This is a genomic window from Streptomyces sp. NBC_00996 (assembly GCF_045162675.1).
Lineage (GTDB): Bacteria > Actinomycetota > Actinomycetes > Streptomycetales > Streptomycetaceae > Streptomyces.
The window spans coordinates 6,029,217-6,055,677 of record NZ_CP108723.1; the positions used below are offsets into that span (position 1 = coordinate 6,029,217).

At 66.1% G+C, this 26,461-nt stretch carries 29 protein-coding genes and 2 pseudogenes; 23 read left to right on the top strand and 8 right to left on the bottom strand.

The features are described 5' to 3' along the window. The first annotated feature begins 27 nt into the window (after positions 1-27). From OG390_RS28340 to OG390_RS28365, 6 genes and pseudogenes are all read left to right on the top strand, one after another. Positions 28-501 (top strand): annotated as a pseudogene (locus OG390_RS28340) (NUDIX domain-containing protein). Between the two features lie 328 nt (positions 502-829). After that, positions 830-1,003 carry a hypothetical protein gene (locus OG390_RS28345; protein WP_387226521.1) on the top strand — a complete coding sequence of 58 codons (174 nt, stop codon included), beginning with the start codon at positions 830-832 and terminating at the stop codon, positions 1,001-1,003. A 45-nt stretch (positions 1,004-1,048) separates the two neighbouring features. Further along, positions 1,049-2,293 carry a hypothetical protein gene (locus tag OG390_RS28350; RefSeq protein WP_406172209.1) on the top strand — a complete coding sequence of 415 codons (1,245 nt, stop codon included), beginning with the start codon at positions 1,049-1,051 and terminating at the stop codon, positions 2,291-2,293. A gap of 55 nt (positions 2,294-2,348) precedes the next feature. Further along, positions 2,349-3,659 (top strand): histidine--tRNA ligase, encoded by a 1,311-nt coding sequence (hisS, locus tag OG390_RS28355; protein WP_406172210.1) that lies wholly within the window; start codon positions 2,349-2,351, stop codon positions 3,657-3,659. Between the two features lie 242 nt (positions 3,660-3,901). Further along, entirely contained in the window at positions 3,902-4,453 is a 552-nt protein-coding gene (locus OG390_RS28360; RefSeq protein ID WP_406172212.1) for a class IV adenylate cyclase, read from the top strand. Positions 4,454-4,682: 229 nt separating this feature from the next. Continuing rightward, a complete protein-coding gene (locus tag OG390_RS28365; protein ID WP_406172214.1) occupies positions 4,683-5,237 on the top strand; it encodes a histidine phosphatase family protein in 555 nt (184 codons plus the stop codon). A gap of 140 nt (positions 5,238-5,377) precedes the next feature. Here the strand turns inward: OG390_RS28365 and OG390_RS28370 are convergent, their stop codons facing one another. The 4 genes from OG390_RS28370 to OG390_RS28385 all read right to left on the bottom strand — a co-directional run bounded on the left by OG390_RS28370 (position 5,378) and on the right by OG390_RS28385 (position 9,194). Beyond that, on the bottom strand, positions 5,378-6,112 hold the full coding sequence (locus OG390_RS28370; protein WP_406172216.1) for an HAD family hydrolase: 735 nt from the start codon (positions 6,110-6,112) through the stop codon (positions 5,378-5,380). 79 nt (positions 6,113-6,191) lie between these two features. Next, positions 6,192-6,659: a DNA-binding protein gene (locus OG390_RS28375; RefSeq protein ID WP_315892475.1), complete on the bottom strand. Its 468-nt coding sequence runs from the start codon at positions 6,657-6,659 to the stop codon at positions 6,192-6,194. A 42-nt stretch (positions 6,660-6,701) separates the two neighbouring features. Next, the gene (locus OG390_RS28380) at positions 6,702-7,700 is read right to left on the bottom strand and encodes an asparaginase (RefSeq protein WP_406172219.1); all 999 of its coding nucleotides are present in this window, start codon (positions 7,698-7,700) and stop codon (positions 6,702-6,704) included. 75 nt (positions 7,701-7,775) lie between these two features. After that, positions 7,776-9,194 carry a helix-turn-helix domain-containing protein gene (locus tag OG390_RS28385; RefSeq protein WP_406177888.1) on the bottom strand — a complete coding sequence of 473 codons (1,419 nt, stop codon included), beginning with the start codon at positions 9,192-9,194 and terminating at the stop codon, positions 7,776-7,778. A gap of 479 nt (positions 9,195-9,673) precedes the next feature. Here OG390_RS28385 and OG390_RS28390 point away from each other — a divergent pair, with 479 nt between their 5' ends. From OG390_RS28390 to OG390_RS28405, 4 genes are all read left to right on the top strand, one after another. After that, positions 9,674-9,868, top strand: a complete 195-nt coding sequence (locus OG390_RS28390; RefSeq protein ID WP_200688470.1) for a hypothetical protein — start codon at positions 9,674-9,676, stop codon at positions 9,866-9,868. A gap of 369 nt (positions 9,869-10,237) precedes the next feature. Next, a complete protein-coding gene (locus OG390_RS28395) occupies positions 10,238-11,101 on the top strand; it encodes a hypothetical protein (protein ID WP_406172221.1) in 864 nt (287 codons plus the stop codon). A gap of 73 nt (positions 11,102-11,174) precedes the next feature. Beyond that, entirely contained in the window at positions 11,175-12,701 is a 1,527-nt protein-coding gene (locus tag OG390_RS28400; RefSeq protein ID WP_406172223.1) for an amino acid permease, read from the top strand. Between the two features lie 379 nt (positions 12,702-13,080). Next, positions 13,081-13,572, top strand: a complete 492-nt coding sequence (locus tag OG390_RS28405; protein WP_406172225.1) for a LuxR C-terminal-related transcriptional regulator — start codon at positions 13,081-13,083, stop codon at positions 13,570-13,572. On the opposite strand, the gene OG390_RS28410 is transcribed toward OG390_RS28405, so the two are convergent. Together OG390_RS28410 and OG390_RS28415 are read right to left on the bottom strand one after the other, a co-directional pair. Continuing rightward, positions 13,523-14,182 carry a 2'-5' RNA ligase family protein gene (locus OG390_RS28410; protein WP_406172226.1) on the bottom strand — a complete coding sequence of 220 codons (660 nt, stop codon included), beginning with the start codon at positions 14,180-14,182 and terminating at the stop codon, positions 13,523-13,525. The genes OG390_RS28405 and OG390_RS28410 overlap by 50 nt on opposite strands. Before the next feature lie 7 nt (positions 14,183-14,189). Continuing rightward, a complete protein-coding gene (locus OG390_RS28415; RefSeq protein ID WP_406172228.1) occupies positions 14,190-15,566 on the bottom strand; it encodes a helix-turn-helix domain-containing protein in 1,377 nt (458 codons plus the stop codon). Between the two features lie 467 nt (positions 15,567-16,033). Here OG390_RS28415 and OG390_RS28420 point away from each other — a divergent pair, with 467 nt between their 5' ends. From OG390_RS28420 to OG390_RS28450, 7 genes are read left to right on the top strand one after another with little or no spacing between them, the layout of a single operon-like run. Further along, positions 16,034-16,921: a phosphotransferase gene (locus OG390_RS28420; protein WP_406177890.1), complete on the top strand. Its 888-nt coding sequence runs from the start codon at positions 16,034-16,036 to the stop codon at positions 16,919-16,921. Continuing rightward, a complete protein-coding gene (locus OG390_RS28425) occupies positions 16,918-17,139 on the top strand; it encodes a hypothetical protein (RefSeq protein ID WP_315892483.1) in 222 nt (73 codons plus the stop codon). Before OG390_RS28420 ends, OG390_RS28425 begins: the two co-directional genes overlap by 4 nt. A gap of 5 nt (positions 17,140-17,144) precedes the next feature. After that, a complete protein-coding gene (locus tag OG390_RS28430; protein ID WP_406177892.1) occupies positions 17,145-18,194 on the top strand; it encodes a phosphotransferase enzyme family protein in 1,050 nt (349 codons plus the stop codon). Beyond that, positions 18,191-18,862: a PolC-type DNA polymerase III gene (locus OG390_RS28435; RefSeq protein ID WP_406172230.1), complete on the top strand. Its 672-nt coding sequence runs from the start codon at positions 18,191-18,193 to the stop codon at positions 18,860-18,862. The genes OG390_RS28430 and OG390_RS28435 overlap by 4 nt, the downstream gene beginning before the upstream one ends. 28 nt (positions 18,863-18,890) lie before the next feature. Continuing rightward, entirely contained in the window at positions 18,891-19,955 is a 1,065-nt protein-coding gene (locus OG390_RS28440; protein ID WP_406172231.1) for an NUDIX hydrolase, read from the top strand. 40 nt (positions 19,956-19,995) lie between these two features. Continuing rightward, positions 19,996-22,008 carry an ABC transporter ATP-binding protein gene (locus tag OG390_RS28445; RefSeq protein ID WP_406172233.1) on the top strand — a complete coding sequence of 671 codons (2,013 nt, stop codon included), beginning with the start codon at positions 19,996-19,998 and terminating at the stop codon, positions 22,006-22,008. Then, entirely contained in the window at positions 22,005-22,373 is a 369-nt protein-coding gene (locus tag OG390_RS28450; RefSeq protein ID WP_406172235.1) for an MFS transporter, read from the top strand. The genes OG390_RS28445 and OG390_RS28450 overlap by 4 nt, the downstream gene beginning before the upstream one ends. Positions 22,374-22,420: 47 nt before the next feature. On the opposite strand, the pseudogene OG390_RS28455 reads toward OG390_RS28450, so the two are convergent. Next, positions 22,421-22,660 (bottom strand): annotated as a pseudogene (locus tag OG390_RS28455) (cation transporter); the annotation flags it as partial. A gap of 69 nt (positions 22,661-22,729) precedes the next feature. On the opposite strand from OG390_RS28455, the gene OG390_RS28460 reads away from it, so the two are divergent. Further along, entirely contained in the window at positions 22,730-23,269 is a 540-nt protein-coding gene (locus OG390_RS28460) for a GNAT family N-acetyltransferase (RefSeq protein ID WP_406177894.1), read from the top strand. A gap of 123 nt (positions 23,270-23,392) precedes the next feature. On the opposite strand, the gene OG390_RS28465 is transcribed toward OG390_RS28460, so the two are convergent. Continuing rightward, entirely contained in the window at positions 23,393-23,605 is a 213-nt protein-coding gene (locus OG390_RS28465; protein ID WP_406172237.1) for a hypothetical protein, read from the bottom strand. Positions 23,606-23,892: 287 nt separating this feature from the next. Here OG390_RS28465 and OG390_RS28470 point away from each other — a divergent pair, with 287 nt between their 5' ends. The 5 genes from OG390_RS28470 (at position 23,893) to OG390_RS28490 (ending at position 26,411) form a co-directional block, all read left to right on the top strand. Beyond that, positions 23,893-24,549, top strand: a complete 657-nt coding sequence (locus tag OG390_RS28470) for a hypothetical protein (protein ID WP_406172238.1) — start codon at positions 23,893-23,895, stop codon at positions 24,547-24,549. Between the two features lie 183 nt (positions 24,550-24,732). Beyond that, positions 24,733-25,107, top strand: coding sequence for a hypothetical protein (locus OG390_RS28475; RefSeq protein WP_406172240.1), 375 nt, complete (start codon positions 24,733-24,735; stop codon positions 25,105-25,107). Next, positions 25,097-25,528 carry a DUF6093 family protein gene (locus tag OG390_RS28480; protein ID WP_406172242.1) on the top strand — a complete coding sequence of 144 codons (432 nt, stop codon included), beginning with the start codon at positions 25,097-25,099 and terminating at the stop codon, positions 25,526-25,528. Before OG390_RS28475 ends, OG390_RS28480 begins: the two co-directional genes overlap by 11 nt. Next, positions 25,528-25,956, top strand: coding sequence for an HK97 gp10 family phage protein (locus OG390_RS28485; protein ID WP_406172244.1), 429 nt, complete (start codon positions 25,528-25,530; stop codon positions 25,954-25,956). The genes OG390_RS28480 and OG390_RS28485 overlap by 1 nt, the downstream gene beginning before the upstream one ends. Further along, a complete protein-coding gene (locus OG390_RS28490) occupies positions 25,953-26,411 on the top strand; it encodes a hypothetical protein (RefSeq protein WP_406172245.1) in 459 nt (152 codons plus the stop codon). The genes OG390_RS28485 and OG390_RS28490 overlap by 4 nt, the downstream gene beginning before the upstream one ends. Positions 26,412-26,461: the final 50 nt, after the last annotated feature.

Sequence of the window (26,461 nt, forward strand, 5' to 3'; positions counted from 1 at the left end):
CTCCCGAGCCTCAGGAGAGACGCCAGCATGGGTAGGAGAGAGCACTACTACGGCCCCGGAGGGCCCAAGGCCAACACCCTGATCCCGGCCAGTAATCTCCTGGTCATCAGAAGCGATGGCGTCATCCTGTTGCAGCGCCGACGCGATACCGGCCAGTAGGGCCCTTCCTGGCGGAGCCCAGGACATCGGAGAGAGCCCAGCCCAGTGCGCGAGTGCGAGTGCGAGTGCGAGGAAGAGACGGGCGTCATCGCGGAAGTCACGGGCTTCCTCGGCGTCTACTCGAATCCCGCGCACATCGTCGCGTACACCGACGGCGAGATTCGCCAGCAGTACGAGGCCACGTACATCGGGCGGCCCGTAGGCGGAAGCCCAAGGGTGAACGACGAGGCTGACGGTGTGCGTTGGGTGCGCCCGGAGGAACTGGGCGAGCTCGACATTCGCGACAGCATGCGTGAGCAGATCAGGCACTATCTCGATGGCGCCTATCCGTATCTTGAGTAGAAAGAGGTGAGCACACCAGCATGGCAGCGGCTCTCCCAGCAGCTCCCCCTGGCAAGGTCGACGCCTGCGTGATCGCCGCCATGCCGGGCACCCCACCACCGACACACGAGCCGGCGAGTTGCAGCGGGTTTCGAGATGGTCGCTTTGCGCATTCTCGGGGGATTCGTGACGACCTGGAACTGGTCATGCCGGACCTCTAGATTCGGCCAACATCTCTGCAGACCCTGCGTGTTGGCGCATATCGGTGCTGATATCACGGTGGTGATTTTGCCCCGCAGCGATCAAGGATCACGCTGTGTGTCAACCGACAGTTCGAATGGAGGACGTTATGGCCCCTCAGTCGACGACCATCGAATCCGTGAAGGTCGAGTCCGACCGCACTGAAGTGCACAACCTGGCACAGATCATGTCGCGCACGCTCCCGGAGGCCGGCATGGACTGCATGACCAGCCAGCGGGTCGAGGAGGTACTGGCCGTACCTGCGCTGACAGCGCACATCTAAGTACGGGCGCACGGCCCTCTCGAGAGCCAGGGAATGGAGTACACGGTGAATAGCTGGGAAAATGTCACGCTCCTGTTTTCCGCGGGAGCACGGCAGCTCAAGCCGGTGGACAAGCTCACGCTCGGAGAACTTCTGCTCGCGAACCGGCTCCCTCCTACGCTGTTCCAGGCGTACGAGGTTCCCGGCGACGGCACCTTGAAAGCCGTACCCATGTCCCTGGCTCTCGACGAGATCCCCGAGGGGCGCAAGGTCATCCTGCAGTGCATACGCAACACGGACATCGACGCGCTGCGGCCCACTGAGATAGAGACGGTGCATCACAGCCAAGAGCCCGTCGCGGCGATGTTCGACTTCCAGTACGCCGACGAATCGAAGAACCCCACGCACCGAGTGCACCTGATCGACGCCGCCGGGATACAGGACATCGTCTTCGGGAAGATCTCAGACTTTCTCACCGAGCAGGGCCCCGAACTCCCCTTGGTTGCCGGCATCTCCGGTGGCGGCGACAGCAACACCCTGGTTCAAGGCGTCCATCGCTACGTGACCTCACACGATCTGGACGCCTCCAAGGTCACATGCTTCACCCTCGTCATGCCCCCAATCTGGCCCGACTCCGCAGCCGACAGGGCCCGCGCTCTGTGCTCGGAGGCCGGGTTCGACCACCGTGTCCTCTACCCCAGGGACATGGCTGAACTGCTCGGGATGAACGAGTCCCCTGAGCGTCTGTGGGAAGAGCTCTCCGACCGCTACACCGCTGACCTGGCCCACTTCTTCGGCACGTTCTTCATCAACCTTGCAGGCCGGGCGATCTGCGATCAGGTGGAAGGAAGGAATCTCCTCGTCGGCTACAACCGCGAAGACGTGATGGCGGAGCTGCTGTTCTGCCTCATGAACGGCCGTCGCCCCATGCCCTTCCCGAAACGGAGGACTGGCGGAACCGATGTGCTGATGCCGGTCTGGGACGTTCCGAAGAACATGCTGGACTCGTGCTACCCGCACTTCAGCGAGATCAACTACACCGAGCGCGTGGATTCCTCCGCGGTACGGCGCTCATCGATCTACTACATGTCGCACGCCCTGGACGCGCTCGTCCCGCAAATGTCGACGTCCCTGCTGAAGGGCACAGCCAAGCTGATGGACGAGCTCGGCGGCTGGCAGGAGCTGAGCCCGGTCGAAGGGACGCCCTTGATGCACACGGGGTACGGCGACCCGAAGGAGCAGGCAGAACTCCTCAACCTGCTGCAGCGGTACTTCCCGCAGTGGCATCCGGTGATGGAGCAAGCGCAGTAGGATTTCGGCGGATCCAGACGCCGCAGCACTCCACACCATCAGGAGAACCACCAGCATGGCGCAGGCCGCTCAGGCACCGTCGGGCACCAGGGACTTGTTGGCCGATGAAGTACGCCGCCGGAAGGCAGCGTTCAACACTCTCGCGCAGATTTTCGAAGGATTCGGGTTCGATCCGCTAGAGACGCCCGCTTTCGAGAACCTGGATGTCATCACCGGCAAGTACGGCGAAGAGGCGTCGAAGCTTATCTTCAAAATCCTCAAGCGCGGCATCCATGAGGCATCAGGACAGGCTGACCTCGCCCTGCGCTACGACCACACCGTGCCGCTAGCCCGTGTCATCGGCACCCACGGAGCGAAGCTGCCCACCCCGTACAAGCGGTATGCCATCGGACCGGTGTGGCGTGCCGATCGCCCACAGGAAGGGCGCTTCCGCGAGTTCGTCCAGTGCGACATCGACACAGTCGGTTCGCTGTCACCGCTCGCTGACGCAGAAGTCGTCCTCGCGCTCGCCCAGGGCCTGGATGCCCTGGGCGTGCACGACTTCACCTTCATGGTCAACTCCCGCAAGGCGCTCTACGCGCTGCTCGAGGCGTACGGTATCGATACTTCTGCCGGCCCGGCCGTCCTTGCGACCCTCGACAAACTCGACAAGGTCGACGCTGCTGAAGTCGTCAAGGAACTCACCGCGGCACGCGGCTTGGACCCTGAGGTTGCAGAGGCGCTCGTGGGCGATGTTGCCGCAGAGACGAGCGACCGCGTTCGTGAGCGTCTGGGCACGACAGAGCAGGGTCAGGCAGGACTTACAGAAGTTGACCGACTTATCGAGTTGGCCATCAGTGCGGGACTCGCCCCTGAGCGCATCGTCTACACGCCTCGTATGGTTCGCGGTCTCGACTACTACACCGGCGCCATCTACGAGGTGGTCGCTGCCGGGTACCCGGGCTCGATTGCTGCCGGCGGACGCTACGACCACTTGGTCGCCACGTTGGGTGGCCCAGATACCCCCGCCTGTGGTGGCTCCATCGGCATTGAACGCATTCTTGCCATCCAGGGGTCCGAGAACACCGAGCAGCGGGGTCTCGACGTGGCGCTGACCGTCCTCGGCAACGAGGAGCACCTGATGCGACTGGCTACTGAACTCCGCAGCAAGGGCTTGCGTGTGGGCACGTACCTCGGCTCGTCTACGAAACTCGGCAAGCAACTCAAATGGGCCAATGATCAGAAGGCTCGAATTACGGTTCTGTACGGCGCTGATGAGCAGGCCGCTAGCGAAGTCACTCTGAGGGATATGCAGACCGGCGACCAGAGGCGGGTTCCTCTTGGCACGGCTGCCGCCGACGTCTGCCGAGTTCTCGAACAGTCCTAACTGCCCCGAGGCCTGCCCCCTTCGTGGCAGAGGCAACCCCTGCCCGCGAAGGGGCCGGTGAGGAATACACGTATGCCCACCTCGCGGTCGGCCTCATGAGGGGGTTGTTCCACCGGGGTCCTCAGGCGGTGGTCCACTGCGATGAACGCCGGCCATTCGTGAAGGCCCACACGTTGAGCAGCCGCACGAAACCGACCACCTCATGGGCCTGATCGTTGTGACCCAGCAGCAGGAAGAGACCGATGCAGACTGAATTCGAAGCACGGTTCCTCGAAGCCGACGCCGCAAAGATCGTCGAGCACCTGACGTCACGCTCAGCCACCTGTACCGTGCCCCGCACCCTCATGCGGCGGATCGTGTTCAAGAACAACGACATCGAGGCCCGCGGTGGCTGGCTGCGCCTGCGACAGCAGGGTGAGAAGACCTTCCTCACCTACAAGCAGGTCACCTCGGTGGTGTCGGCAATCGACACCACTCTCGAAGCTGAGGTCGAGGTCGGCGGCTTCGATGCGACGAAGACGCTGCTGGAGGCAATGGGTTTCACCGCTCTGCGCTACCAGGAGAACTACCGCGAAGAGTGGAAACTCAACGGCGTCACCTTCGACATCGACACCTGGCCCGACCTTCCCACATTCCTTGAGGTCGAGGGGCCGGACGAGAACTCAGTGCACAAGGCCGCTTCTGCTCTGGGGCTCGACATCGCGCAGGCCTCGTACGGCACTGTCGATGAGGTCTACCTAGCAGTCCTGGGCCGGGACATCCTCGCCGAGTCGGAGCTCGTGTTCACTGCGTAGAGGCTCGTCAGATGCTGATCTTCCCGTTCTCTCCAGTACGGGTTCCCACGGATACCTGCGGCCCGGCATCCCAGCCCGCGGCTCGGCGAGCGACGAGAGCTAGTGTCGGGACTGTGAGGGTTCGCCAAGTGCTCTGATTCTGGGTCGCGACCCTTGGCTTCGATGGTGTTGGCCCGGAGCCGCGGATATTTCAGTGGCTGCTGTTGTGCCGAACCGTCACTGTGTGGGGGTGACCGTCTTCTATCTGGTACAGCATGCGGAGAAGGAACGTCAGCCGGGTGACCCGGAACTGACCGAGCTGGGACGACAACAGGCTGCCCGGACTGCCGACTGGCTACAGCGTGTTGGTGTGCACGCGGTCGTGAGCAGCCCGTTGCGGCGCGCTCGCGAGACTGCATCGTTCATTGCCTCCAGCACCGGACTGCGTGTTCAAGAGGACACCCGCTTGCGCGAGAGGATGAGCTGGGACGGAACCCAACCCCTGGGGAGCTTCCTGGCGGAATGGGCCACCTCGGTGGAGGACCGGGATTTCGTACCTGCTTCTGGTGATTCCTCCCGCGCTGCCGCAGAGAGACTGCGCGCCTGCCTGGTCGACTTGGCCGGGGAGCCGGGCCCCGTTGTCCTCGTGACACACGGCGGAGTCACCGTGGATCTATTGCGCACCTTGATTGGTGACCTCGCGGTGCCGGCCGAGTTGATGCAGAACGGCGTCCCCTCCTGTGCGATCACCACGCTGGAGAATCTAGCAGTGGTGGCTATCGCTTCGGTTGCGCACCTGGAGTGACCAGGTTGCCGGTTCCACCTGGTGCTTCGCCAGCGTCGGGGCCAGTACGCGGCGACTGCAGAAGGTACCAGGCCCCGCCGTGATGATGAGACGGTATTCACCTCAGCAGATGCCGTTTTCGCGATGTTCGCGGGTATTTGTCACCCTGACTGAACGGCCAGCCTCTCGATGGACGTTCGAAGCTTCGAAATGTCTTCGAGGCTGTCGAGGATGATGTCAGCTCCCGCGGCTGCAAGTTCGTTGCCTGTGGTCTTGCCCGAGGTGACTCCGATGACCGAAGCGCCGCCTTCAAGGCCGGTGCGGACGTCCTCGAGGGAGTCTCCGATGATCACGGTGTTGGCATGCGTGAAGACCGTCTCGTATTTGGCCTGCGCACGCTTCTGTGCGATGCCGACGAGCGCGGGCCGGTGGTCGTCGTCGGAGGCGAACCCGCCGATGTCGGCATCGAGGTAGCCGTCGAGGTTGAAGGCCGTGAGCTTCAGCAGGGCGTTCGACCTCAGGTTGCCGGTGACGACCGTCGGCACCCAGTGCTCGTGCTCGTGCACGGCCTGGAGTGCGGCCTCCGCGCCGGGCATGAGAACGCCTTGGCTGCAGAGGTCTTCTGTATGGGCTGCGAGCCGTTCGGGCAGCAGTTCCACCATGCGCGGCAGCAGCTCTGGGACCGTCTCCTCCGGTACGCCGTTGTCCAGGAGCAGGGAGCGGATGGCGAGAGGCATGGTCACGCCGGTGCCGCGAGCCGGCAGACGCACGGCAGGGCGACCTACCACTTCAGCGAACGTCTCGCGGTACACCTGGCGGTCGATGTCGCCGACGTAGAGCAGTGTGCGGTCAATGTCCCAGAGGATGAGAGTCTGCCGCTCTTCGATGTCGATCATTCCTCTTTTCGCGGCAGGTCGTGCTGCGGTGACCGCGTTGCGTAGTGTGCCAGTCGAGTAACTGTGGGGCGCGAGCAACTCAGTGCGCAGCGCCGAAGGTGAGCAGGGGCACATCGTAAAGCGCGGGGTTACGCGGCCGGGTCATGGTCGGCGCGACGACCTCGACCACGAAGAGCTCGCTGAGGAACTGGACCTTGGCGCTCAGTAGGTGGCTGGTGCGGCCGTCAGCCGATTGTGCCTTGAGCCCGGCGGAAACGTGGATATGCGGGAGGACTCCGCCGGTTTCCGGATCGTGGGCGAGGGTGCCAGCGCCGAATGCCTCGACATTGGTGACGTACGTCTTGGCCCAGACCGGGGCGTCGGGGTCCTCCAACTTCTCGCAGGCTCCGACGATTTCTGCTTCGGCGAATGCGCCGATGAACGAGGGAACGTAGCCCTGGCGTATCCCGTTCTCGCGGCAGAACACGGAGAGCGTGTCGAAGAAGTCCTCGCCGTGGTCGAAGGTGACGCCGAAGGTACGGCCGATGGTCAGTTCGTGGGCACGCATGCGGGAATCCCTAGAGTCTGAAGGCGGGCTGTTGAGCGGCGGTCATTCCGCGAAGGTCGCGAATGCATCGGTGATCGTGCTGTGGTCGGCGTCCTGGGCGAGCAGCGCATGGAGCAGGAGCCTCGCCTGGTACGGGCCAAGGCCGTCGCCCGGGATGAGACCGCGGCCGATAAGGTCCTTCTCCGATCCGGGGAAGCTGTACGTTCCGGTCAGGACGGGGCCGTTGCCGATGCGCGAGGCGAGTACCACAGGAATACGCGAGGCCAGTTCACCCAGTGCCTCGACGAGCGGCTGCGGGACGTGGCCAACGCCGAAGGCAGCAACAACGAGGCCGTCGCACTGGCCGCCCCACGCGTGCAGCAGGGTGCCGTCGTCGCCGAGGCTAACGGTGTACAGGCCCACGCGCGCGTCACGGGTCGGCGGCTGCACCACACTGCGTCGGCGTGGCAGGGGCATTGTCAGGCGTACACGATCTTCGGTCACGCGGCCGATGGGGCCGGTGCCTGGTGAGGTGAAGGCTGCGGGGCTGGTGCTGTGCGCCTTGCGGACGTGCCGGGCCGCGTGGATCTCGTCGTTCAGGAGGACCAGAGCGCCGGCTCCGCGCAGCTGGGGCTCGGCTGCGGCAAGAATGGCTGCGTACAGGTTGGCAGGTCCGTCGGGTCCGGCCATGGTGGGGTTGCGCATGGCGCCGGTGACGATGAGCGGCTGGTCGCGGCTGTGGTGGAGGTCGAGGAAGAACGCGGTCTCCTCAATGGTGTCCGTGCCCTGCGTGATCACGACTCCGTCAATGTCGCCACCATCGAGGTGCTTGTCGATTGCCGCACTGAGTTCGGTGAGGTCGTCGAAGGTGAGCGAGGCGCCGGGGACTCGGCGGAAGTCGTGAACACGCAGATGGATGCCGCGGTGGTCCAGGCCGGGGACGGCTGCGAGGAGGTCCTGGGCAGACAGGGCTGGTACGACACCTCCGGTCGTCGGGTCGGTGGTCATGGCGATGGTGCCGCCCAGTGAGTAGACCGCCACCGTTGTTGTCGCGCCGGCCATTGCCTCAACTTCCCTTCCGTACCTGCCCGCTCGCATTTCAGTGGATCTCACTCGATGGAGATCGTTTGGTGCAGGTTATCGGGTCTCCTCGGGATGGCCGCCAGCCTCGGGCTGCAATTCAGCGGCCACGTAGGAGCAGGCGATGTCCAAGGCATCGAGGCTGAGGTGGCGGCTGCGGGGTCTGGCCAGCCCTGTGGTGCCCTCGGCTGCGAGCTGTCGGCAGCGGCGGGTCAGCCACGGGCGGTCGAGGCCGAGGTAGTCCGCGGTTGCTGCCAGCCGTTGTCCAGGCGTCGATCCTGCGGTGATCGAGTGTGCCTGCGCGTGCCCGGCAAGGTCCGTGAACGTCCTCAGCATGGGAGCTGCGGCGGCCAGAGCGGTCTGGGGCGAGGGCTCGGCACGCACCCAAGTAGCGATGGCGGCGCGGTGTCCGGGGACCAGTACGAAACCGTCCGTCTGCTGGAGGTCTGACTCGTCGGTGAGCCAGGTCGTGACGCCGTACGACTCCATTAATGCGAGCGCGAGGAACAGCAGAACACGCTCGTACGTGGGCGAGGCAGTGATCTCGGAACGGGGGACGCAGAAGGCGCGCCCGACCCCGCTGTGGGCCCGTCTGGGAGCCATCTCCTGGAGGTAGCGGTGCTTGTGCTGGAAGATCAGCCACGTCGCGGCCTCTTCCCCGCGCTGTTCGCGGGTCCAGAAGACCGGGTCGTCGGCCAGTGCGTCGCGCTGTTCGAGGATGAACGAGGCACACATCTGGGAGCCGACGAGCATCTGCGATCCGTCGGCGAGGCTGTCTCGGGCGGGCAGCGTGCCGTTGTCTTCTAACGGGGGCTGCGGTGGAGGAGCCAGCAGGTCGTGGAGGGCCGTGTCGTCGCCAAGAATGGCGGAATCGAACCCCGCTACAGCCCACAGGATTCCGTAGGTGAGGTCGTCGAGTTCGTAGGCCGCGGGGATAACGAGGAAGCCGCCCGCCTGCTGCCGGTCGCCTTGGCGTGCGTCCATGACGAAGTGCCGTCGTGTCCCGTCGACGGTGCGGGAGGTGGCGAGCAGTGCCCGGAGCGGCATCCGGCTCCATGCCTCGGTGTCCGTGTTCGGCGAGAGCCACAGCGTGTTGCCGCGAAATGAGGCGGCCGGTCTGGTTAGCGCGGGCAGCACCGTGGGAGCGAGATTGCGGCCGCCGGGCAGGAGCAGGTGACCTGGTCCCTCTGTGAGCGTCTCACCGGTGTCCAGGCTTACAGGTGGCTGAGCCCGGCGAGGAAGCGGCAGTGGAGAGATCTCGGAAGGTACCCCGAGGCCGGAGAGGAACTCGGCGATCTTGTCGATATTGGTGAGGCGTCGGCGCCCTGCTTCTAGCATGGAGAGGAACGCTTGGCTGAGGCCCGTTAGTTGAGCAACGTCGTCTTGGCGCAGAGATCCATGCTGGCGGATTAGGCGGGCCACCTGGCTGAAGTCCCACGATGCCAAGGCTTGTTGAACATCGGTATTTCGCCACACGTGTTCTGGAACGGAGGGAGTGGCTTGGGGCAGGTTGTGTGAGCGGAGGCACGCCGAGCACAGCGTTCCGGAGTTGTACTGGCTTAGTCGGCAGCCGCACCGTTCACAACGTCGCGGCGACTGCGCAAGCACTTCTGCCTCCCCGATTGAACGCGGGCCTTCTGCCCCAACTACCCCTGGTGAAACTGAAATCACTCCAGTGATATCACCTGAGCAATGTGCGCGCCGCGCGTTTTCCCACCACTCTGGGGGCTCCCGCAGTGCACAGCACCGACGGATCATTCAGGAACGGATCTTTCGGGCGGGCGCATGCTACTTGCGCTGCAGACTCAGCTATCCCTGATCTCGGCCACCGGAGTCCAAGGTGCTTTCGGCCTTACGCGTACGGATGGATCAGCCCTTACTGCGGATGCCCCAGTGGCATCCGGCGGTGCAGCACCAATCGCGCCGCGGCAGGCACCTCCGCCTGGAGGTCCGCTGTGGTCGTTAGCTTCTCCGCCGTCGTGCTCCTGGGCGTGATCGTTTTCCTCCTCATGAAGAAGGCGGGCCTGAACGTCGCGCACGGCATCGTGTGCATCCTGTTCGGCTTCTTCCTGGCCAGCAGCTCTGCGGCACCGAGCATCAAAGAGGGCGTGCAGGGCGCGGTCGAGCTGATCGCAAAGATCGACTTCTAGGCCGACCGTCGGGGCATGGGCGCGGTTGTTGGCTCCCCTCCCTTCACCCCCATGCCCTGACGGTCTTTCCACCACCGGACGTGATCCGAGGACTTTCGATGATGCCGATACCCGATGTGCCTGCGCGCCGGGCGGTGATCCTCGCCACCGCTGCGGCGCCGCTGGGGGCCCGACGCCTCTCACTGCCCACGCTGGACGGCAAGAGCGCAGTTCAAGCGCGAGGGGAAGCCTCGCTCGTCGGGGCTCAGCAGCTCGCCCCATCTGTGGAGCACGCGAGACAGGAGGGCCATGGGTAGGCACAGACCTGCCCTCGACCGGCATCCGGCCCGGGACGACGCCGCCCTTCGTAGGGTGATCGAGGATGCTGCGATGGGTCGCTGGGAAGGAGCTCGCGAGCTCCTGGCCTCGACGGGGGCCGACTGGGACAGACGGATCTTCCGCCTGCAGGTCCTCGCCCGTATCGGAGTGCGGTTGACGTTCGCCGACACATGGGCGCAGGCAGAACCTCGCTCCCCTCACGCTCTGGCTCTGCTGGCCAATGTATTGGCCTTGAGGTCGATGGCCGACGGCCCGGGGCGGGGGCCCACCGAGGGGATGCAGCAGGCGTGGAACACGTGCGATGCCGCCGCCGACGTCCTGCCGAACGACCCATCTCCCTACGTTGTCATGCTCGCGTTGACGCGCTTCCATTCGCCGCCCCGAGACCCCGAATGGCGCGCGACGGTGAAGCAAGTGTGGAAGCAGGTACTCGAGTGCGATCCCTGGAATCGGGAAGCGCACCACGAACTGCTCACCTACCTCTTCCCCTCCTGGCACGGCACAGGCGGCGAGGTCTTCCACTGGGCGCAGGAACGGTGCGCCCACACCCCCCGAGGGCTGCCGCTGCACGTGCTGCCGCTGGTCGCACTCGCTGAATCCCACCGCCTGCGCATGGAGGTGGACGGAGACCGCTACGGACTGACCGTTCATCCGTGGACGGACAACCCGTCGACCGGGCAGGCGTGGGAGAACTGGTGGGACTGCCGGGCGCCCAAGCGACCGCACGCCGCCTTCCACGAGGACGCCAACTACCTGGCGCACGCCTTGTCGTTCGCGGGACGGCATCTGGAAGCCGCAGATGTCTTCGACGCCATCGGCCCATACGCAACTGATGTGCCGTGGAGCTACTGCGGCGACGCCACGACGCTGTTCAACCGACATCGCACCTGGGCGGTCAAGGCGTCTGCACCGTAACGCCTTCGAGGGCAATATCCGCAACACCGCCTGTCAACCCACCAGTTACGACGAAGAGAAGAAGGGCCTCGCCATGCCATTGGACATACCAAGCGTCACGCCATCGGAAGAGGAACGTCTCGCAGAGCTCGGCATCACCCAGACCCTGGACCGCTCCATGTCGGGCCGGCAGAACTTCGCCGTCTCGTTCACCATCATCAGCATCCTGTCCGGCTGCCTGACCATGTACGGGTTCGGCATGAACACCGGCGGCCCCTCGCTGATCATGTGGGGCTGGGTGCTTGTCGGCCTGATGACCCTGTTCGTCGGCCTGGCCATGGCGGAGGTCTGCTCTTCCTACCCGACATCCGCCGGCCTGTACTTCTGGGCCCACAAACTCGCTCCCCGTAAGTCCGCTCCGGCCTGGGCCTGGTTCACCGGCTGGTTCAACACCCTCGGCCAGGTCGCCGTCACCGCTGGCATCGACTTCGGCGCTGCCTCGTTCCTCAACGCCTACCTGAACCTTCAGTTCGGGTACGCCGCCACCCCTGGCCACACCATCACGCTCTTCGGCCTCATCCTGCTGCTGCATGCTGCCGTGAACACCTTCCGGGTGCGCATCGTGGGTTTCTTCAACACCGTCTCCGTGTGGTGGCATCTGATCGGCGTCGTCGTGATCGTCGGCGCGCTCCTCGCCATTCCGGACAAGCACCAGTCACCTGGTTTCGTGTTCACCGAGTTCGTCAACAACACCGGCTGGGGCTCCGCCGTCTACGTGGCCCTCATCGGCCTGCTGATGGCCCAGTACACGTTCACTGGCTACGACGCTTCCGCCCACATGACCGAGGAGACGAAGAACGCGTCCGTGGAGGGTCCGAAGGGGATCGTCCGGTCCATCCTCGTCTCCTGGGCGGCTGGCTTCGTCCTCCTCTTCGGCCTGACGTTCGCCATCCAGTCCTACACAGGCTCCCTCGAGTCCGAGACGGGAGTGCCGCCAGCGCAGATCTTCATGGACGCCCTCGGCGCCAGCACCGGCAAGATGATGCTCCTCATCGTCATCGGCGCCCAGCTGTTCTGCGGCATGGCATCCGTGACCGCGAACTCCCGCATGATCTACGCCTTCTCCCGTGACGGCGCGCTCCCGTTCTCCACCGTGTGGCACAGACTGCACCCCGGCACCCGGACGCCCACCAACGCGGTGTGGCTCGCTGCCGGCAGTGCGTTCGTCCTCGGTCTGCCGTACTTGTACAACGTCACTGCGTACGCCGCCGTCACCTCCATCGCGACGATCGGTCTCTACATCGCCTACGTCGTCCCGACGTTCCTGCGCCTGCGCCAGGGCGAGAACTTCCACCGGGGTCCCTGGCACCTGGGCCGCTGGTCGACGCCCATCGGGGTGATCGCGGTGGCCTGGGTGGTGGTGATCACGGTTCTGTTCATGCTGCCCCAACTCGCCCCGGTGACGCTGGAGACGTTCAACTACGCGCCCGTCGCCGTCGGTGTGGTGCTCGTTTTCTCCGGGACCTGGTGGCTCGTCTCTGCCCGCAAGTGGTTCCTCAACCCGAACCACCCGCGGAACACCGCACCCCTCGCCCCCGTGCGGCAGAGGGCGGTCCGGTGACGCGCGGGTTGATCATCTGATGTCCCGGTAGGCGGGCCGTCTGGCCTGCACGGCGGCGAACCGCGGAGTCAGCACACGCGAGTTGGGTGATGCACAATCCCATCTCGAGGTGAGGTGCGTTCCGTCCATCGGGCAGCAGAGCCTGCGGAGCGGCGAGCGGCAGAGGCCGCTCCGCAGGCTTTGCTGCCGTGTTCGTGAGATTCCTCGTGGCTGGATCTCGCAGTTCCTTCAGAGGAGCTGCGCTTCGCTGCTTCCGTCTTCGCCAACGGACTGCTCGGTTCGCCCGTTCTCTTCGCCATATCGGCTGTTCCCGCATCGGCAGCCGACAGGCACACCGGTGTCCATCCGAACGAACGTCGCAATGAGAAGGGCTAGTTCCATGACCGCACGTCCCGGCACCGTTCCTGCAAGATTCACCCCAGCCCACCTCCGCATCCTCGCCAAACTGGCGACCGGCGCCAGCAGCGCGAGTGCGGCCCTCGACTTGGACATCACCACCGGCACTTTGGGGACACAGGTACAGGCTATGGGTCGCCGGGCCGGCGTCAGCGGGCGCGCCCCGCTCCTCCACACCGCTTACCGCACCCAGCAGCTGCGGCGCCCCGAACGAGCCGTCTTCGACGGTGTGCTGGACGACATCGAGCTCCAGATGGTGCAGCTGGTCGCTTCTGGGGCTTCAGTCCAGGAGATCGCTGACGCTTGCCGGATTTCCCGTGACACTGCGAAGGTCCGCCTGAAACGCTTGCGGGACCGGGCGGGGGCCGAGAACGATGTCCATCTCGTCGCGCAGGGCTGGCGCTATGGGTGGATCGACGAGTCTCTCACGGTGAAGCCTGCGGGCTTTCTCGGCGCAGTTCCAGTTCGTGGATGACGTCCCAGCGGTAAGCGCGTCCTTCACGACGGAGTTCTACCAGCTGGACTCGCTGAACGGGAACGTCCACGGAGTCGAGGGCGCGCAGGGGCTGCACGGCGTCGCGCACGATGTTCGCGGGCATGCGGCGGTTGCTGTAGCCGATGCCGATGTGCGGGCGAAGAGCTGACGTCGGCTTCTTCGGTGGTAGCCCGACCTCGGTCCCGGCCCGGCCGAGGGCCGCGTGCAGCTCGATGGTGGGGTTCCACGGGGCGACGCTGTAGCGGATCGCACCGCGGGATGCTGTGAGCGGCACCGCACGAAGGGTGAAGGCCGCAGACTTTGCCTCGCGCGCAGTAGCGATCAAGCGGTCCAGCTGGCTGGGTGCGACCTGTTCGACGGGGCCGATGCGTCCCAGCGTCAGGTGCAGGGCATCTTCGTCGACATCATCGAATCCGAGGGCACGGAGTTCTCTCTGGCACTGACGTGCCTGGTTGATGAGGGGGGTCGCGTCGGGGAAGGTGAGCATCCAGTAGTAGGCGCGGGTCGAGGAGGTCCAGCCGGGCCGGTCCCAGTGGTTGGTCATCTCCTCGACGTTGGTGAACGCGGCCCAGTCGTGGTCCGCGATCACCGATGCGTCACTGGTGCTGGGTGGAGGGGTGGGAGGGAATGCGCCCGGGTCTGCCGTGAGCTGCATCCGCTGCCCCTCTCCTGTGCTCCGTCGGGTGTGACATTTTGGCAGACTTCGCGAGGTCCCTCGTCTGGGGGGCGGACTGCCAGGAGCGTAGGGCGTCGGCGTACTCCCTGACGACGGCTACGTCTTTCCACTGGGTGGCCTGGGAGTGAAGTTCGCCTGCGCGCTGCACCACGGAGCGGATCGGTGGTCCGCCGCCGGCCTCGAGGACCTGTCGGCCCAGGACCATGGCGTGCTCGATGTCCGGGCGCGGGCCTGCCAGGAGGGCGGTGGCGACGTCCAGGCGGACGAGGGCCTGGCTCCAGGCGGAGTCTGACTGTTCGACGAGTTCGTCGATCTGGTCGGCATATCCGAGTACGCGTGGGGCGTTGGCGAGCGCGACGTGGGCGGTCGCGGCGTTGGCCAGCGTCCGGGCCCTGCCGTAGGGCTCGAAGGAGATGCAGGAGGTCAGTCCCGCGGAAACGGTGTGCCGGCTGCTCAGGTCTTCTGCTGCTGCGATCGCGCGCTCGGCGCCTGCGCGGTCTCCGAGCTTGCCCAGGGCCCTGGCGAGGCCGTTGGACTGGAGTCGGATGGCTTGCGGATGGGTCGGGTCGATCGCAAGTCCCGTGTCGGCCCACTGAACGGCCTGGTCGTAGTGGCCCGCGTAGTAGGCGTTGAGTGATCGCGTGCCGTGTGTCCACATGATCAGCTCATGGTCGGCGATCTCCTTCGCCAACTGCTCAGCCTCTGCGCAGTAGGCCTCGGCCAATGCCTCCCGGCCGGCGTTCACGGCCATGTAGCCGAGCAGTCCGGAAGCTTGGGCGGCGAGCCGGAAGAGGGCCTCGCGCTGCCGGGGCGGCTGTCGCCCGTCCAGCCGGTCCTGGATGAAGTTGCGGAGGTCGACGGCTTCGGGAGCCAGCCGGAGGGGGCCTTCGGTCTCATAGCGGTCGACGAGATCCGTCACGCCTTGCTCCAGGAGCGCGACCGTCGCGGGATCAATGTTGGAGGTGGTGGTGGCGCTCAATCTCTTCGCGATGTCCAGCGGGTTCTCCCACGCTGGAGCGGGTATCAGGATCGGCTGCGCGCCGCGAGCCCGAATCCCATTCGGGGCGGCGGATCCCGGGATGGGGATCGGCGCGATGTGCGGGGGTACGTCCATGTGCTGAAGGACAGTGATGATCTTGTCGATGTTGACCAGCCGCCGTGCCCCTGACTCGAGCGTTGACAGAAACGACTGGCTCAGTCCCGTGATCGCCGACATGTCTTCCTGGCGCAGGGAGGCGATCTGGCGGATCAGCCGGAAGGCTGCACCAAAGTCCCAGGCGGCCAGGGCCACGGACACATCTCGGCTCTCCCACACATGATCTGGCACCCTCGGCGACGCTGCGGGCTCGTTGCCGACGGACCGGGTGCACGCGGCGCATCGCACGTCGCTGTTGTACCGGCTCAGGGGACTGCCGCACCGGGTGCATCGCCGCCCTTCCTCGTGTGCCACTGCTGCCTCCCGCCAGAGCCGAGATCCTGGTCGGGGATCTTCGTTTGGGCGCAATCACCCCAGTGATATCACCAGGCGGATGTGCGAACGCGGGCTTTCCGCCACATCCTTGAATGCCCGTCACCGCAGAAGACAGAGCACGTAGACGGCACCTGGCGCCAGCCTGTTCGGCTCGCTCAGAGCACGCCCGGGTTGGATTGTTAGTGGCGGTTGGCAAGCTGCATATCCACGGGACGTCGCTATGCGTCATCAATCGATCACGAATGGTGGTGCGGGCTGGCTTCGCATATGGAGGACGTACCACTGTGACCGACATGCCCGAGATGGTCCACCGCTTGGTGGCGTCAAGGACCAGCAGCTTCCGCATCATCGCCGATCACTCATCGGCCGGTGACGGACGTCCCAATGTGTGGGAGGTCGAAGACGCGGACGGGCGCCGGTGGTTCGCCAAGCAGAACCCGGGCCCCAAGCTGCATCAGCGTGAAGCTCACGCCTATCAGCTCGGCTGGACCGACGCACTGGGGAAGGATCGGGCCCCCGCTCTTGAAGCCGTGGACAACGAATCGCGCGCCATCGTGATCACCGCAATGCGCGGCAGGCCTCTCCGTCACCTCCGGCTAGACGCGAGAGAGGAGCAGGAGGCGTACCGCCAGGCCGGTCAGCTCCTCGCGCGGCTCAATGCCGCAGAGACTGGCGAGCCTGAGTCGGCCGCGAGCACAGGAGGCTGGGATGAGAGCGTCGAGAAGATGCTCGCCAGTGCCGCCTTGTACCTGGCTGCCGACGACGTGGCGATGCTCCGCACGATTACCAAGGATGCCCCAGCCGAGCTGCCTCGCGTGGTGTCGCACGGCGACTTCATGCCCCGGAACTGGTTGTGGGATCAAGCCGAGCAGCGGCTGAGGATCATCGACTTCGAGCGGACCTGTATCGAGTCGGCCGTGTGGCGGGACTTCCCTCGTCTCCGCTACCGCGTCCTGCGTGGTCGGCCCGATCTGGAAGTGGCGTTCGAGGCGGGCTACGGGCGCGCACTCACCACCGATGAGCGCCGGGCATGTTCCGCGTACGCCGCACTCGATGCGGTGAGCGCCCTGCGCTGGGGCATCGAGCACCACGACATTGAATCCGTCGACGAAGCCCACACCATGTTGCGGCACCTTCAGGATGAGCACCACGCCCGCGTCCGGAGGGGCAGGAGCCGATGAGCGCGTTCACCGGCACAGCCGACTATTACCGGGAATTTAGGCCGGGATTCCCCGATGAAATCGTCATGCTGCTCGATCAAGTCGCCCCGACCGGCTCGCATCGACGACTGCTCGACATAGGCACTGGCCCTGGTCTCGTCGGCGACGGCGTACTCGCCGAGGACAACGCCTTCACCGTGCTCACGGCGCGCCGCCCGACCTCACGCGAAGACCGGTGAACGGCATGCACGACGGGGACTGGGAAGAGGAACTGACGGCTGACATGCTCGCCGAGCGGTACGGGTTCACGGTCGAGGCGGTCGAGCGGGTGCCGATGGGCACCGACACCGTCAAGCGACGGGTTCTGACATCCGATGGCCGGCGGCTGTTCGTGAAGGAGTACGCGTCGACGGCCGACTTGGACGCTGCGCGGTCGGCCTGGGACATGTCGGAGTTCTGCCGGGCGGCTGATCTTCCTGTACCAAGGGTCTGGCCTGACCGTGACGGCGACCTCATTGCCTTGTCCGAAGGCAGCGCGTGGGCCGTGGTCGACGAGGCTCCCGGCAGGGTGGCCACGACTGCAATGAGCGTGGCGCGCGCGGAGCACATCGGCATGGTGCTCGGGCGCATGCACCGGGTGCTGGCCGCCTACCCCCTGCCGAAGCTCGTGCAACAGTCACGGTGGCGAACCGGATCCGTCGAAGACGCCCTGGCCAAGTGCAGCGCCGTATCGGCAATGGCGAGGCGGAGAGGTCACGGCAATCTGGCGCAGTTGCGTGAACAGCTCGACCAGCGCCGCCAGGACCTCACCAAGCACGTCTGCCGCCTCCGGGCCGGGCTGCCGGAGGAACTGGTGGAGCAGGCTCTGCACGCGGACTTCACTCGCCCCAACATGCTCGTGCTCACCGATGTCGTCACCGGCATCATCGACTTTCGCAGCGCGAGAGCCTTCCCCTCGTGGGAGTTGGGGCGCGCCGCATTCGACCCCCGGACGGTCGCCACCGGCGACCAGTGGGCGGCCTGCGCGACGGCGATGGTGTCCGCCTACCGCTCAGAGAACCCCAGCCTCCCGCTGCGCGATGTCCTGGCGTGCCTTCGGATCGCGCTGCTCTACATGTTGTTCAGCTTCTACGGCGCGACCACCAGCGAGTACGGCCTGCCGCACGAGGCAGAAGTCGACCTGCAGCGGCACTGGCAGGACCGGCTGGTCGCCATCCGCCGCCTACTGGACAACTTCGACGACCTCGAGGACGCGCTCAAGACTGCGTCCGATCGCCCCGGGGACCGCCGATGACCGACGACCGCGAGCGGCTGGCTGACGATCCGCGCTTCCGGGATACCCACTTCGTGGTCCTCGACTTCGAGGGCACCACTCCCAAGGGCTTGCCTCCTGAACCGATCGAAGTCGCTGCCTTGGGGCTCAAGCACGAGCCGGGCAGGGGCCCAGTGCGCAGCGGCTTCTCGTTCGAGTCGTTCATCAAGCCGCCGCCTCATGCACCGGTCCAGCCGCTCGACGTCGCGCAGACCGGCATTACGCCTGCGGACGTCGCCGACGCCCCTCGCGCTTCCATCGTGCTGCGCGCGTTGGACGCTGCGCTTCCTGAGCGTCCTGTGCTGCTGGTCGCTCACCATGCACCGGTTGAAGCCAACATCATCTACGCATATAGGGAGGCGTGCCCGCGTTTGGTCTACACCCGGATCGTGGACACCCGGCTGCTCGCCAAGCATCTCAAGCCCGAGTTGCCCGTGTACGACCTTGATTCGCTGCTGGCCCACTACGGGATTCCGCAGCCTGAGAGCCGGCACCGGGCTATGGACGACGTTACGGTCACCGCCGCCCTCTTCCGCGCCCTGCTGACCGAAGCTGCCCGGCACCACAAGGTCACCAGCGTCGCCGAGCTCGTCCGCGTTGCCAGCCGGACGCCACGCGCCGCCCAGCCAACCCAGCTCGAACTGTCCTGACCGCCGCCAACTCCCCAAGGAACCTCGCGTGCCCGAGCTCAACAGCCCACCCCCTATAAGCACGCCGACGATGGAGGAGGTGCGTGCGTACTATGCCGCACAGCCAGCCCCTCTGTTCTCCGCCACGGGTTTGGTTGTGGACACACGTGACCGCGTGCTGTTGCTCAGCCCCTCATACAAAGATCATCTGGAGCTGCCGGGCGGGCTGATCGCCGACACTGAATCGCCCGAGGAGGGACTGGCCCGGGGGCTGAAGGAGGAACTGGGCCTGGCCGTGCCGGTCGGTCGACTCCTGGCGGTGGACTCCGCTCCCTCCGCCGACCTGGGACGGTCAGCGGTGATGCACCTTCATCTGGTCGGCCCGCTGGACGAGGATCAGGTCGCAGAGATCTCGTTCCCTGGCGGCGAGATCATTGCGCCGAACTGGTATGAGCCCGAGGAGGCTATCGCGCGTCTGCCGGAGCCACTCGCTGCGCGACTGCGTGCGGGCCTGTCGGCGTGGTGCATCGGGTCGGTAGCCCACTTGGTCGATGGCCAGGTCCAGCCCGGCTCACCCTCGGGGCTTGCCGCGCAACGGCGGGCCGAACTGGAACGTGCGAACCTCCTTGATGCGGCTTCACGCCGGGCAGTTCGGCCGAAGGTGCTGGCCGGGTCGACCGTGCTGTTCACCGACGCAGCCGGACGGGTCCTGCTGATCGAGCCCACCTACCGCACGGATGGAGGGTGGGAGCTGCCGGGCAGCGATGTGGACAGCGATCTCGGGGAGAACCCGAGGCAGGCCGCACGCCGTGCAGTCCGCGAACAGCTCGGTCTGGACGTCCCGATGGGTCGGCTGCTGGCGACGAACTGGGCGAACAAGACCCCCCACCCTGCGCAGGTCGGGTTCACCTACAACGGCGGGGTGCTCGGCGAGGCTGACCTAGCGCGGATCCGTACCGACACCGCGGGGATCCGCCAGTGGCGCCTGGCCGAGTTGAGCGAGGTGGCATCCGTGGTCGCCCACCCGCTGTACTCGCGTATCGAAGCCTGCCTGTCCGCGCTGCACGAGGCCGCCGGCCCGCTGGAGCTGTATGGGGGCGTCCCTTGGGCCTGACACCGCCAGCCTGCCCATGCCGGAACAGACAGGAGCATCGATGACGAAGCAAAGTTCGCGTCCCGACGATGCGTCGTCTGCGGAGCCCTCCGAGTCAGAGCATCTGCTCTTCGGCGGCCCTCTGCGCTACGACCTCGGCTGGAATAAGCACCAAGATGCCTTCCTTCACCTGGGCTTACGGTCGATGGTGACGCGGCTTCCACATCTGCTCGTCACTACAGGCCAGTTGGCTTGGCAGGCGGATAAGCGCGCTTTGCGTCTGGTCGCGTGCGCGGAGATCGGTCGGGGCATCAGCCAGGCGGTCGGCCTCATCGCTGTGAACCGGGTTCTCGGCCATATCCTCGGCGGAGGCACCACTTCCGAGCGGTTGACGGAAGCGGGACCGGCCTTGGCCGTCGCCGCGTCCGCCGCTCTGGTCGGTGCAGTGCTGAGGGCTCTCTCTACGGCAGGCACGGGCCAGTTGGAGCCGAAGGTCGAACGCGTCGCCACTGAGCGATACTTGGAGCACACCGCCAACGTCGAGTTGGAGGCTGTCGAGGACGACGAGTTTCACAAGCTCCTCGACAGCGCGCAGTACGGAGCTGGATCCGCCCGGCGCATGGTGAAGTACGCGCAGAACGTCATCAACGCCTTGATGTCGCTGATCGCCGCGGCGGGGGTTCTTGGGATCTTGCACCCGGCGCTTCTGCCTCTGCTCGTTGCGATGACGCTTCCCAGCGCATGGGCCACGCTGTCGGTGGCACGGCGCCGCTATATGTCCTTCCACGCCTGGTTGCAACATTCGAGGGCCGGCCAGCTGATCAGCCGCCTGCTGATCTCCACTGAAGCGGCGCCTGAGATCCGTGTCCACAACGTCGGCCCGTTCCTCCTGCACCATTTCCGGGCCATGTCTCAGTCCCAGGAAGGGGAACAGAACAGGCTCGCGCGGCTCGCCGCTCGCACAGGTCTGATCGCCGCCGGATGGACGGGCCTTGCCACTGCTGCCGCGTACGCCACCCTCGGCGGACTGCTGTGGACCGGGGCCATGGCTCTCTCCGTCGGCGGCACTGCCGTCCTCGCCATCCGTACCGGGTCCTCCAGCCTGGAAAGCCTCGTCAACCAGGTCGGCTTCATGCACGAGGAGAGCATGTTCGTGGGGGATCTGTATGAGCTCTGCGATGAGGCGACGAAGCGAGCGATCCCGATCGGTGGGTTGCCCCTCCCCAAGAAGCTGAAGCAGATCACGTTTGAGGACGTGACCTTCACTTACCAGGGCAAAGACGCCAAGCGGGCCCTCGACGGCGCGAGTCTGACCATCCCCACGGGGAAGATCGTCGCGCTCGTGGGTGAGAACGGCAGCGGAAAGACCACATTGATCAAGTTGCTGTGCGGTCTGTATCAACCGGATTCAGGTCGAATCCTGTGGAACGACGTCGATGCCGCGCAGGCCGACAGGCAAGAGCTGGTCTCCCGTGTCGCAGCCGTGGGCCAGGACTTCTACCGGTGGCCATTCACGGCAGCAGTAAATGTCGCCATCGGGCGCCCCGAGACCGTCATGACGGACGATCGTCTGGAAGTCGCAGTCCGATATGCCGGCGCCGAGGAGCTGATCTCCGAGCTGCCAGGCGGATGGAAGACGCTGCTTGCCCGCGGGTATAAGGGGGGGCACCAGCTCTCGGGCGGCCAATGGCAGCGTCTGGGACTCGGCCGCGCGCACTACAGGCAAGGCGAGATCCTCATCGTCGACGAGCCGACCTCGGCACTCGATGCGAAGGCGGAGCAGGAACTCTTCGAGAAGATCCGCATCCTCGCCGATGCCGGGCAGACGGTCATTCTGATCACGCACAGGCTCGGATCCGTGAGGGCAGCAGACTTCATCCACGTCCTCGATCACGGCCGGGTCGTGGAGTCCGGCACCTTCACGGACTTGTTGTCCGACGAGGTGGATGGCCCCAAAATCTTCCGGGGCCTATACCAACTTCAGGCGGCCCAGTACGCAACTGAGGCCCCTGCCGTCCCCTCCCAGAACGGGCACGCCCAAGCTCAGGGCTCGGCGAAGGGCGGGCTCCAGTGACCGCTGCTGCGCCCGTCGGCAGCCTGTGGCGACACGGTGATTTTCGCCGGTATTGGGGCGGACAGGCCGTGACCGTCACCGGTTTTGGCATCACCACCACCGGCGCCTCGGTCATCGCGGTGGTGGACCTGCACGCATCGACAATGCACGTCGCGCTCATCGCCGTCTCGGGAAAGTTGCCGCAGCTGCTGCTGTCCCTGCACGCGGGCGTGCGCGACCTGGGTACGTGGTTCGGTGTCCGGACCGCCTCGCCAACGGTGCCGGGATCCCGGCTTCTCCGTTGCTGGTGTTGCGGGACTTGCGGAATGCCTCCGGGAGACCGGCCTGTTCAGAGACGAGCCCGCTCAGGATGGCGAGAGCGGTAGCGAGCCAGGGACTGATGGCCGGTGTCCTTGATCGGGAAGCGGGGGCATCATCCGCAACAGTCGCACCCGGGCTGGCAGCCGCACGTATCGCCCTCTGTCTTCTCCGCCGCAGCGGGGGCGGCACAGCAGCCCTTGCCGTGCCAGGCATCGCGGCCCTCCTTGACTGCGACGGCGGCGATGGCCAGAGCAGCGACCGGATCGGCCCAGGACCAGCCCAGCGTGGCGTTGAGGACCAGGCCGAGCAGCAGCACGGCGGACAGGTAGGTGCACAACAGGGTCTGTTTGGAGTGTCGAAGCTCTTCGCTCGGTCAGCCGGATGCGGGAAGATTGCTTGTGTGAGTCCTGCCCAGCTTGTGATGCCAACCGCCGCTCCGTCATTCAGGGACGTGCGCCTCCGAGCCTTTGAGGAGCGCGATGTGGGTATGCTCACGGACCTGTCGACCGATGCATACGTGCCAAAGACCGGCTCGCTACCTGGCAACGCCAGCCGCCAGGAGGCCCTCGCATACATCGAGCGGCAGATCAGCCATCTCCGCACCGGGACTGGCTACTCCTTCTGCGTGGCGGACAAGGACACCGAGGAGGCGCTCGGGACGGCCGGTCTGTACCTCGCACCCATCGCCGCAGGCCGGGCTACAGCGGGGTACTCCGTCGCGCCTCGCTACCGGGGTCGCAAGGTCGCGGGTCACGCGCTCATCGCGCTGACGCGGTTTGCCTGGTCCATACCGGAGCTATATCGAATCGAGCTCTACATAGAGCCATGGAATGTGGCTTCCGTGCGCACGGCTGAACTCGCAGGATTTGAGCGCGAGGGGCTGCTTCGAAGCCATCAGGAGATCGACGGCAAGCGCGTGGACATGCTCGTGTATGCCGCGATCAGACCGACAACAGATTGAGACCTCCGGGTGATACGAACGTGTGTCAGGGGTGGCATGACGTTGCGTGATCCGACGTGGACGGCTGCCCTACCGCCGCCGTGGAGCCCCTCTCGGGTGCTGGGGGAGCTGTCCGACACGGTTCTAGCGCGATCGTGCGTCGTGTCTGGCCTGCGCCACACCTTGAATGAACTGCGTGAGGAGGCCAGCGCAGCCGCCGGCGAGGACTGCGGCGACGATGCCGCCGGTGGCGATGTCAGGCGTACTGACGATGATCGCGATGGCGACGACGCAGGTGATGACGATCCCCAGCGGCTTGGTGGGTATGCGGTACCACCACGGCGTGCGTGCCCCCATGACCGCCCTTCCTGCCGATGAGCTGACCGATCGGTGAGGCCAGAGTAGTGAGGGCGAGGGGAACGTGTCTTGCCGACCATCTGATCATCCTTGCTCGGTACCTCCTGGACTGCATGGATCACTCTGGGAGGTACGACCCTGCTCCTTGCTCTTCACGCGGGCGCCTGAAAACCGATGGCTTACATCTTGCGACGGGCTGAGCTAGGTCTCCGGTCGTGTCATGAAGGGCATCCGCGCCGTGCCGTAAGCGGGCAGACTGCTGCTGACGTCGAGGAAAGGGCGGCCCGATGCCGTGGGATCCGGATACACAGTTGCAGGAGCACGCCGAGGAGTATGCGCGCGCCCACGACGGCCGGCACCCGTACACCGACGTGTGGCCGTGGGCCGAGGCGATCGGGGCGTGGCGTGAACAGTGGCCTGGCGGGACCTGGCGCCGTCGCGTCGAGCTGCAGGAAGGGGACCGGGACTTGGTCGTCGCCGGGGTCGCTGAGTCGTTGAGGCTCCTGATGGGGCGCAGCAACCGGCCGCTTGGCGATCTGGCCCTCGACATGCTCAAGGGCGAGTTGGCCGTGTGGCTGCGCTACGGCGTCGACTACCCCGTGCCCGGCGAGACGGGATGGCCAGCCCCCACGGGCCCGTACGCCGATCGCTGGGAGGCGGTGATGGACGTGGTCCGTTCCGACGATGTCCGCGGCCGTCGTCTCGGACGGGCGGTGACGGAGATTCTCGGGGCGTTGCTGGCGTACGGCAGTGAGCGGCCGCACTTTCCGGCCCCGGTCTACAGCGGCGAGTTGATGGCGTACCGGCTTGACGAGCAGGGGTACGACTACGTGAGTCTTGCGGAGGTCGCCCCGGTGCTCGGCATGGCCACGGCGGTGCCCGTGATGGACAGCCGCTGGTACGAAGGCATCGTCGGCCTCACCGTCGTTGAACAGTCCGCCTGATCCGCCGCGCCCGCCGCCCGGTGATCCCTTTTGGAACTTGCGGACTCAGCACGGGACTCTCACAAGATCAGAGCCACAAGACCGCACGTAGGCGCATTGGGGCGGTACCCCCCCGGGCTCCGGATACGAGCTCTCTGTAACCGCGCGCCGATGCTGTCCGACAGCCGTTCTAGCGTGGGGTGAATGGATCAGAACAACGACGAGAACCTGCACAGTGTGCGGATCACCGCTCGCGGCGCGAAGGCCGCGATCGAGATCGACGGGCAGCGGGTGGACCCGGGTGCCCTGAGCGGATACACCGTCAGTCACCGGGAGGGAGAGCCGCCACAGGTAGTCCTCTACTCCGGGGACCACGCCGAGACCGCCTTCGAGGGCCTGGCCCGCCTCGCTGTCGGCGATATGCCCGACCCTGGCCCGGCCGCCGCGGTGTTCCTGTCGGCGATTGATGCCGAGGAACTGGAACGGACCACGCTGGCCCGGCCCGACCTGGGCACGGGCCCGCATTCGCTGACGCAGGCGATGCTCACTCAGCTCGGGGAGTGGGCTCGTGGCGTTTGATGTGGAAGGGGTGCGGCGGGTCGTCGGGCGCATCCTGGACGACAAGCTGGAGGCGTGGCGTGACAGCGGCGGCCGCGCGGACGACTATCTGGACGAGGCGACGGGGAAGCTGGTGCCGCCGGCGCCGGATGAGGTGCTGATCTGGGACGGACTCGGCGCGGTGATGCCGCTGGGCCGCCCGGCTATCACCAGGCCGCTGAGCGGTGCGGTCGCGCCCGAGCCGCCGACCACCGACTACCAGGCGGTACTTCCGGTGCAGGCCCCGGAGTTGCGGCCCGACGACGTGATCCGTGTCGCCGGATCCGTACGGCCGGGTGGGCCGCGTGACCCGCAGCTGGTCGGCCGCCGCTTCCGGGTGTCGGACACGAACGTCGGCACCTACAGCGTGGTGCGCATCGTCCGGGTGCAGGTGATCGACTGATGGCGCCTGCGAACCCGCATCCGAACGCGCATCCCGACGCCACGGCGTTCCGTGACCCGATCGCGCTGGCCGCCGCGCTCGCACGGATGGGCCCGGCCGCCCGCGCTCGTACGCGCACCATCACCCGGCACCACGCGATGCTTCTGCGCGTCCGCATCCAGCGCAATGCCTCCGGCAGGCCGGGTCCGCGAGTGATCACCGGCCAGTACCGTGCCTCCTGGAACGTGCGAATGGACAGCGGCGGTGGGCAGGTGACGGCGGAGGTGTACTCCAACGCCCCGCAGGCGAGACGGCTGGAGTACGGCTTCGTCGGTGTCGACTCCCTCGGCCGCCACTACCGGCAGCCGCCATTCCCGCACGTCGAGCCCGCCTTCCGGCAGACGCAGCCCGGCTTCATCCAGGCCCTGGCGGACGGAGTCCTGCCATGACCGCCCCGCGACGCCTGCCCGTCACCCGGGCACTCGCCGCCCTCATCGCGAAGACCACCGGCCGGCCATGCGGCATCGGCGAACTCCCACGTACTCGGGACGAGTCCGGCGACTGGAAACCCGCCCCCGCCCCGTACACGATCCTCGACTCGCTGCCGGGAGAGTTCAGCGGGCCGCCGCTTTCGGACTGGCACGCGGACGCCGCCTGGACGTACCAGGTGACCTCGGTCGGCGAACGGGACGACCAAGTGCAGTGGCTCTCCGACCGAGTACGCCATGGCGTCGTCGGCCGCACCGACGACGAATGGGCCCATGACCTGCATGTTCCCCAAGCCCGCGTGATCGACCGGGAGTTGGATCACGACTCCGGAGGCGAGCCCTCCGTGTCGGCGGCAGGCGCTATCGTGTCCTACGTGCAGCGGTTCACGATCACCGTGACACCCGCTGCTGCATAAACGTTTCCTCACCGCGGAGGCCCGCGCGGACGCTAGGCCCCAGGCCAGGC

Bases quoted from the DNA above. Each gene is read 5' to 3' on its own strand.
- OG390_RS28395 (WP_406172221.1), top strand. From the start codon at position 10,238: ATGGGTCGCTGGGAAGGAGCTCGCGAGCTCCTGGCCTCGACGGGGGCC.
- OG390_RS28460 (WP_406177894.1), top strand. From the start codon at position 22,730: ATGCCAACCGCCGCTCCGTCATTCAGGGACGTGCGCCTCCGAGCCTTT.
- OG390_RS28425 (WP_315892483.1), top strand. From the start codon at position 16,918: ATGAGCGCGTTCACCGGCACAGCCGACTATTACCGGGAATTTAGGCCG.
- OG390_RS28400 (WP_406172223.1), top strand. From the start codon at position 11,175: ATGCCATTGGACATACCAAGCGTCACGCCATCGGAAGAGGAACGTCTC.
- OG390_RS28345 (WP_387226521.1), top strand. From the start codon at position 830: ATGGCCCCTCAGTCGACGACCATCGAATCCGTGAAGGTCGAGTCCGAC.
- OG390_RS28445 (WP_406172233.1), top strand. From the start codon at position 19,996: ATGACGAAGCAAAGTTCGCGTCCCGACGATGCGTCGTCTGCGGAGCCC.
- OG390_RS28485 (WP_406172244.1), top strand. From the start codon at position 25,528: ATGGCGCCTGCGAACCCGCATCCGAACGCGCATCCCGACGCCACGGCG.
- OG390_RS28490 (WP_406172245.1), top strand. From the start codon at position 25,953: ATGACCGCCCCGCGACGCCTGCCCGTCACCCGGGCACTCGCCGCCCTC.
- OG390_RS28380 (WP_406172219.1), bottom strand. From the start codon at position 7,700: ATGGCCGGCGCGACAACAACGGTGGCGGTCTACTCACTGGGCGGCACC.
- OG390_RS28375 (WP_315892475.1), bottom strand. From the start codon at position 6,659: ATGCGTGCCCACGAACTGACCATCGGCCGTACCTTCGGCGTCACCTTC.
- OG390_RS28405 (WP_406172225.1), top strand. From the start codon at position 13,081: ATGACCGCACGTCCCGGCACCGTTCCTGCAAGATTCACCCCAGCCCAC.
- OG390_RS28370 (WP_406172216.1), bottom strand. From the start codon at position 6,112: ATGATCGACATCGAAGAGCGGCAGACTCTCATCCTCTGGGACATTGAC.
- OG390_RS28420 (WP_406177890.1), top strand. From the start codon at position 16,034: ATGCCCGAGATGGTCCACCGCTTGGTGGCGTCAAGGACCAGCAGCTTC.
- OG390_RS28430 (WP_406177892.1), top strand. From the start codon at position 17,145: ATGCACGACGGGGACTGGGAAGAGGAACTGACGGCTGACATGCTCGCC.
- OG390_RS28475 (WP_406172240.1), top strand. From the start codon at position 24,733: ATGGATCAGAACAACGACGAGAACCTGCACAGTGTGCGGATCACCGCT.
- OG390_RS28470 (WP_406172238.1), top strand. From the start codon at position 23,893: ATGCCGTGGGATCCGGATACACAGTTGCAGGAGCACGCCGAGGAGTAT.
- OG390_RS28360 (WP_406172212.1), top strand. From the start codon at position 3,902: ATGCAGACTGAATTCGAAGCACGGTTCCTCGAAGCCGACGCCGCAAAG.
- OG390_RS28465 (WP_406172237.1), bottom strand. From the start codon at position 23,605: ATGGGGGCACGCACGCCGTGGTGGTACCGCATACCCACCAAGCCGCTG.
- OG390_RS28435 (WP_406172230.1), top strand. From the start codon at position 18,191: ATGACCGACGACCGCGAGCGGCTGGCTGACGATCCGCGCTTCCGGGAT.
- hisS (WP_406172210.1), top strand. From the start codon at position 2,349: ATGGCGCAGGCCGCTCAGGCACCGTCGGGCACCAGGGACTTGTTGGCC.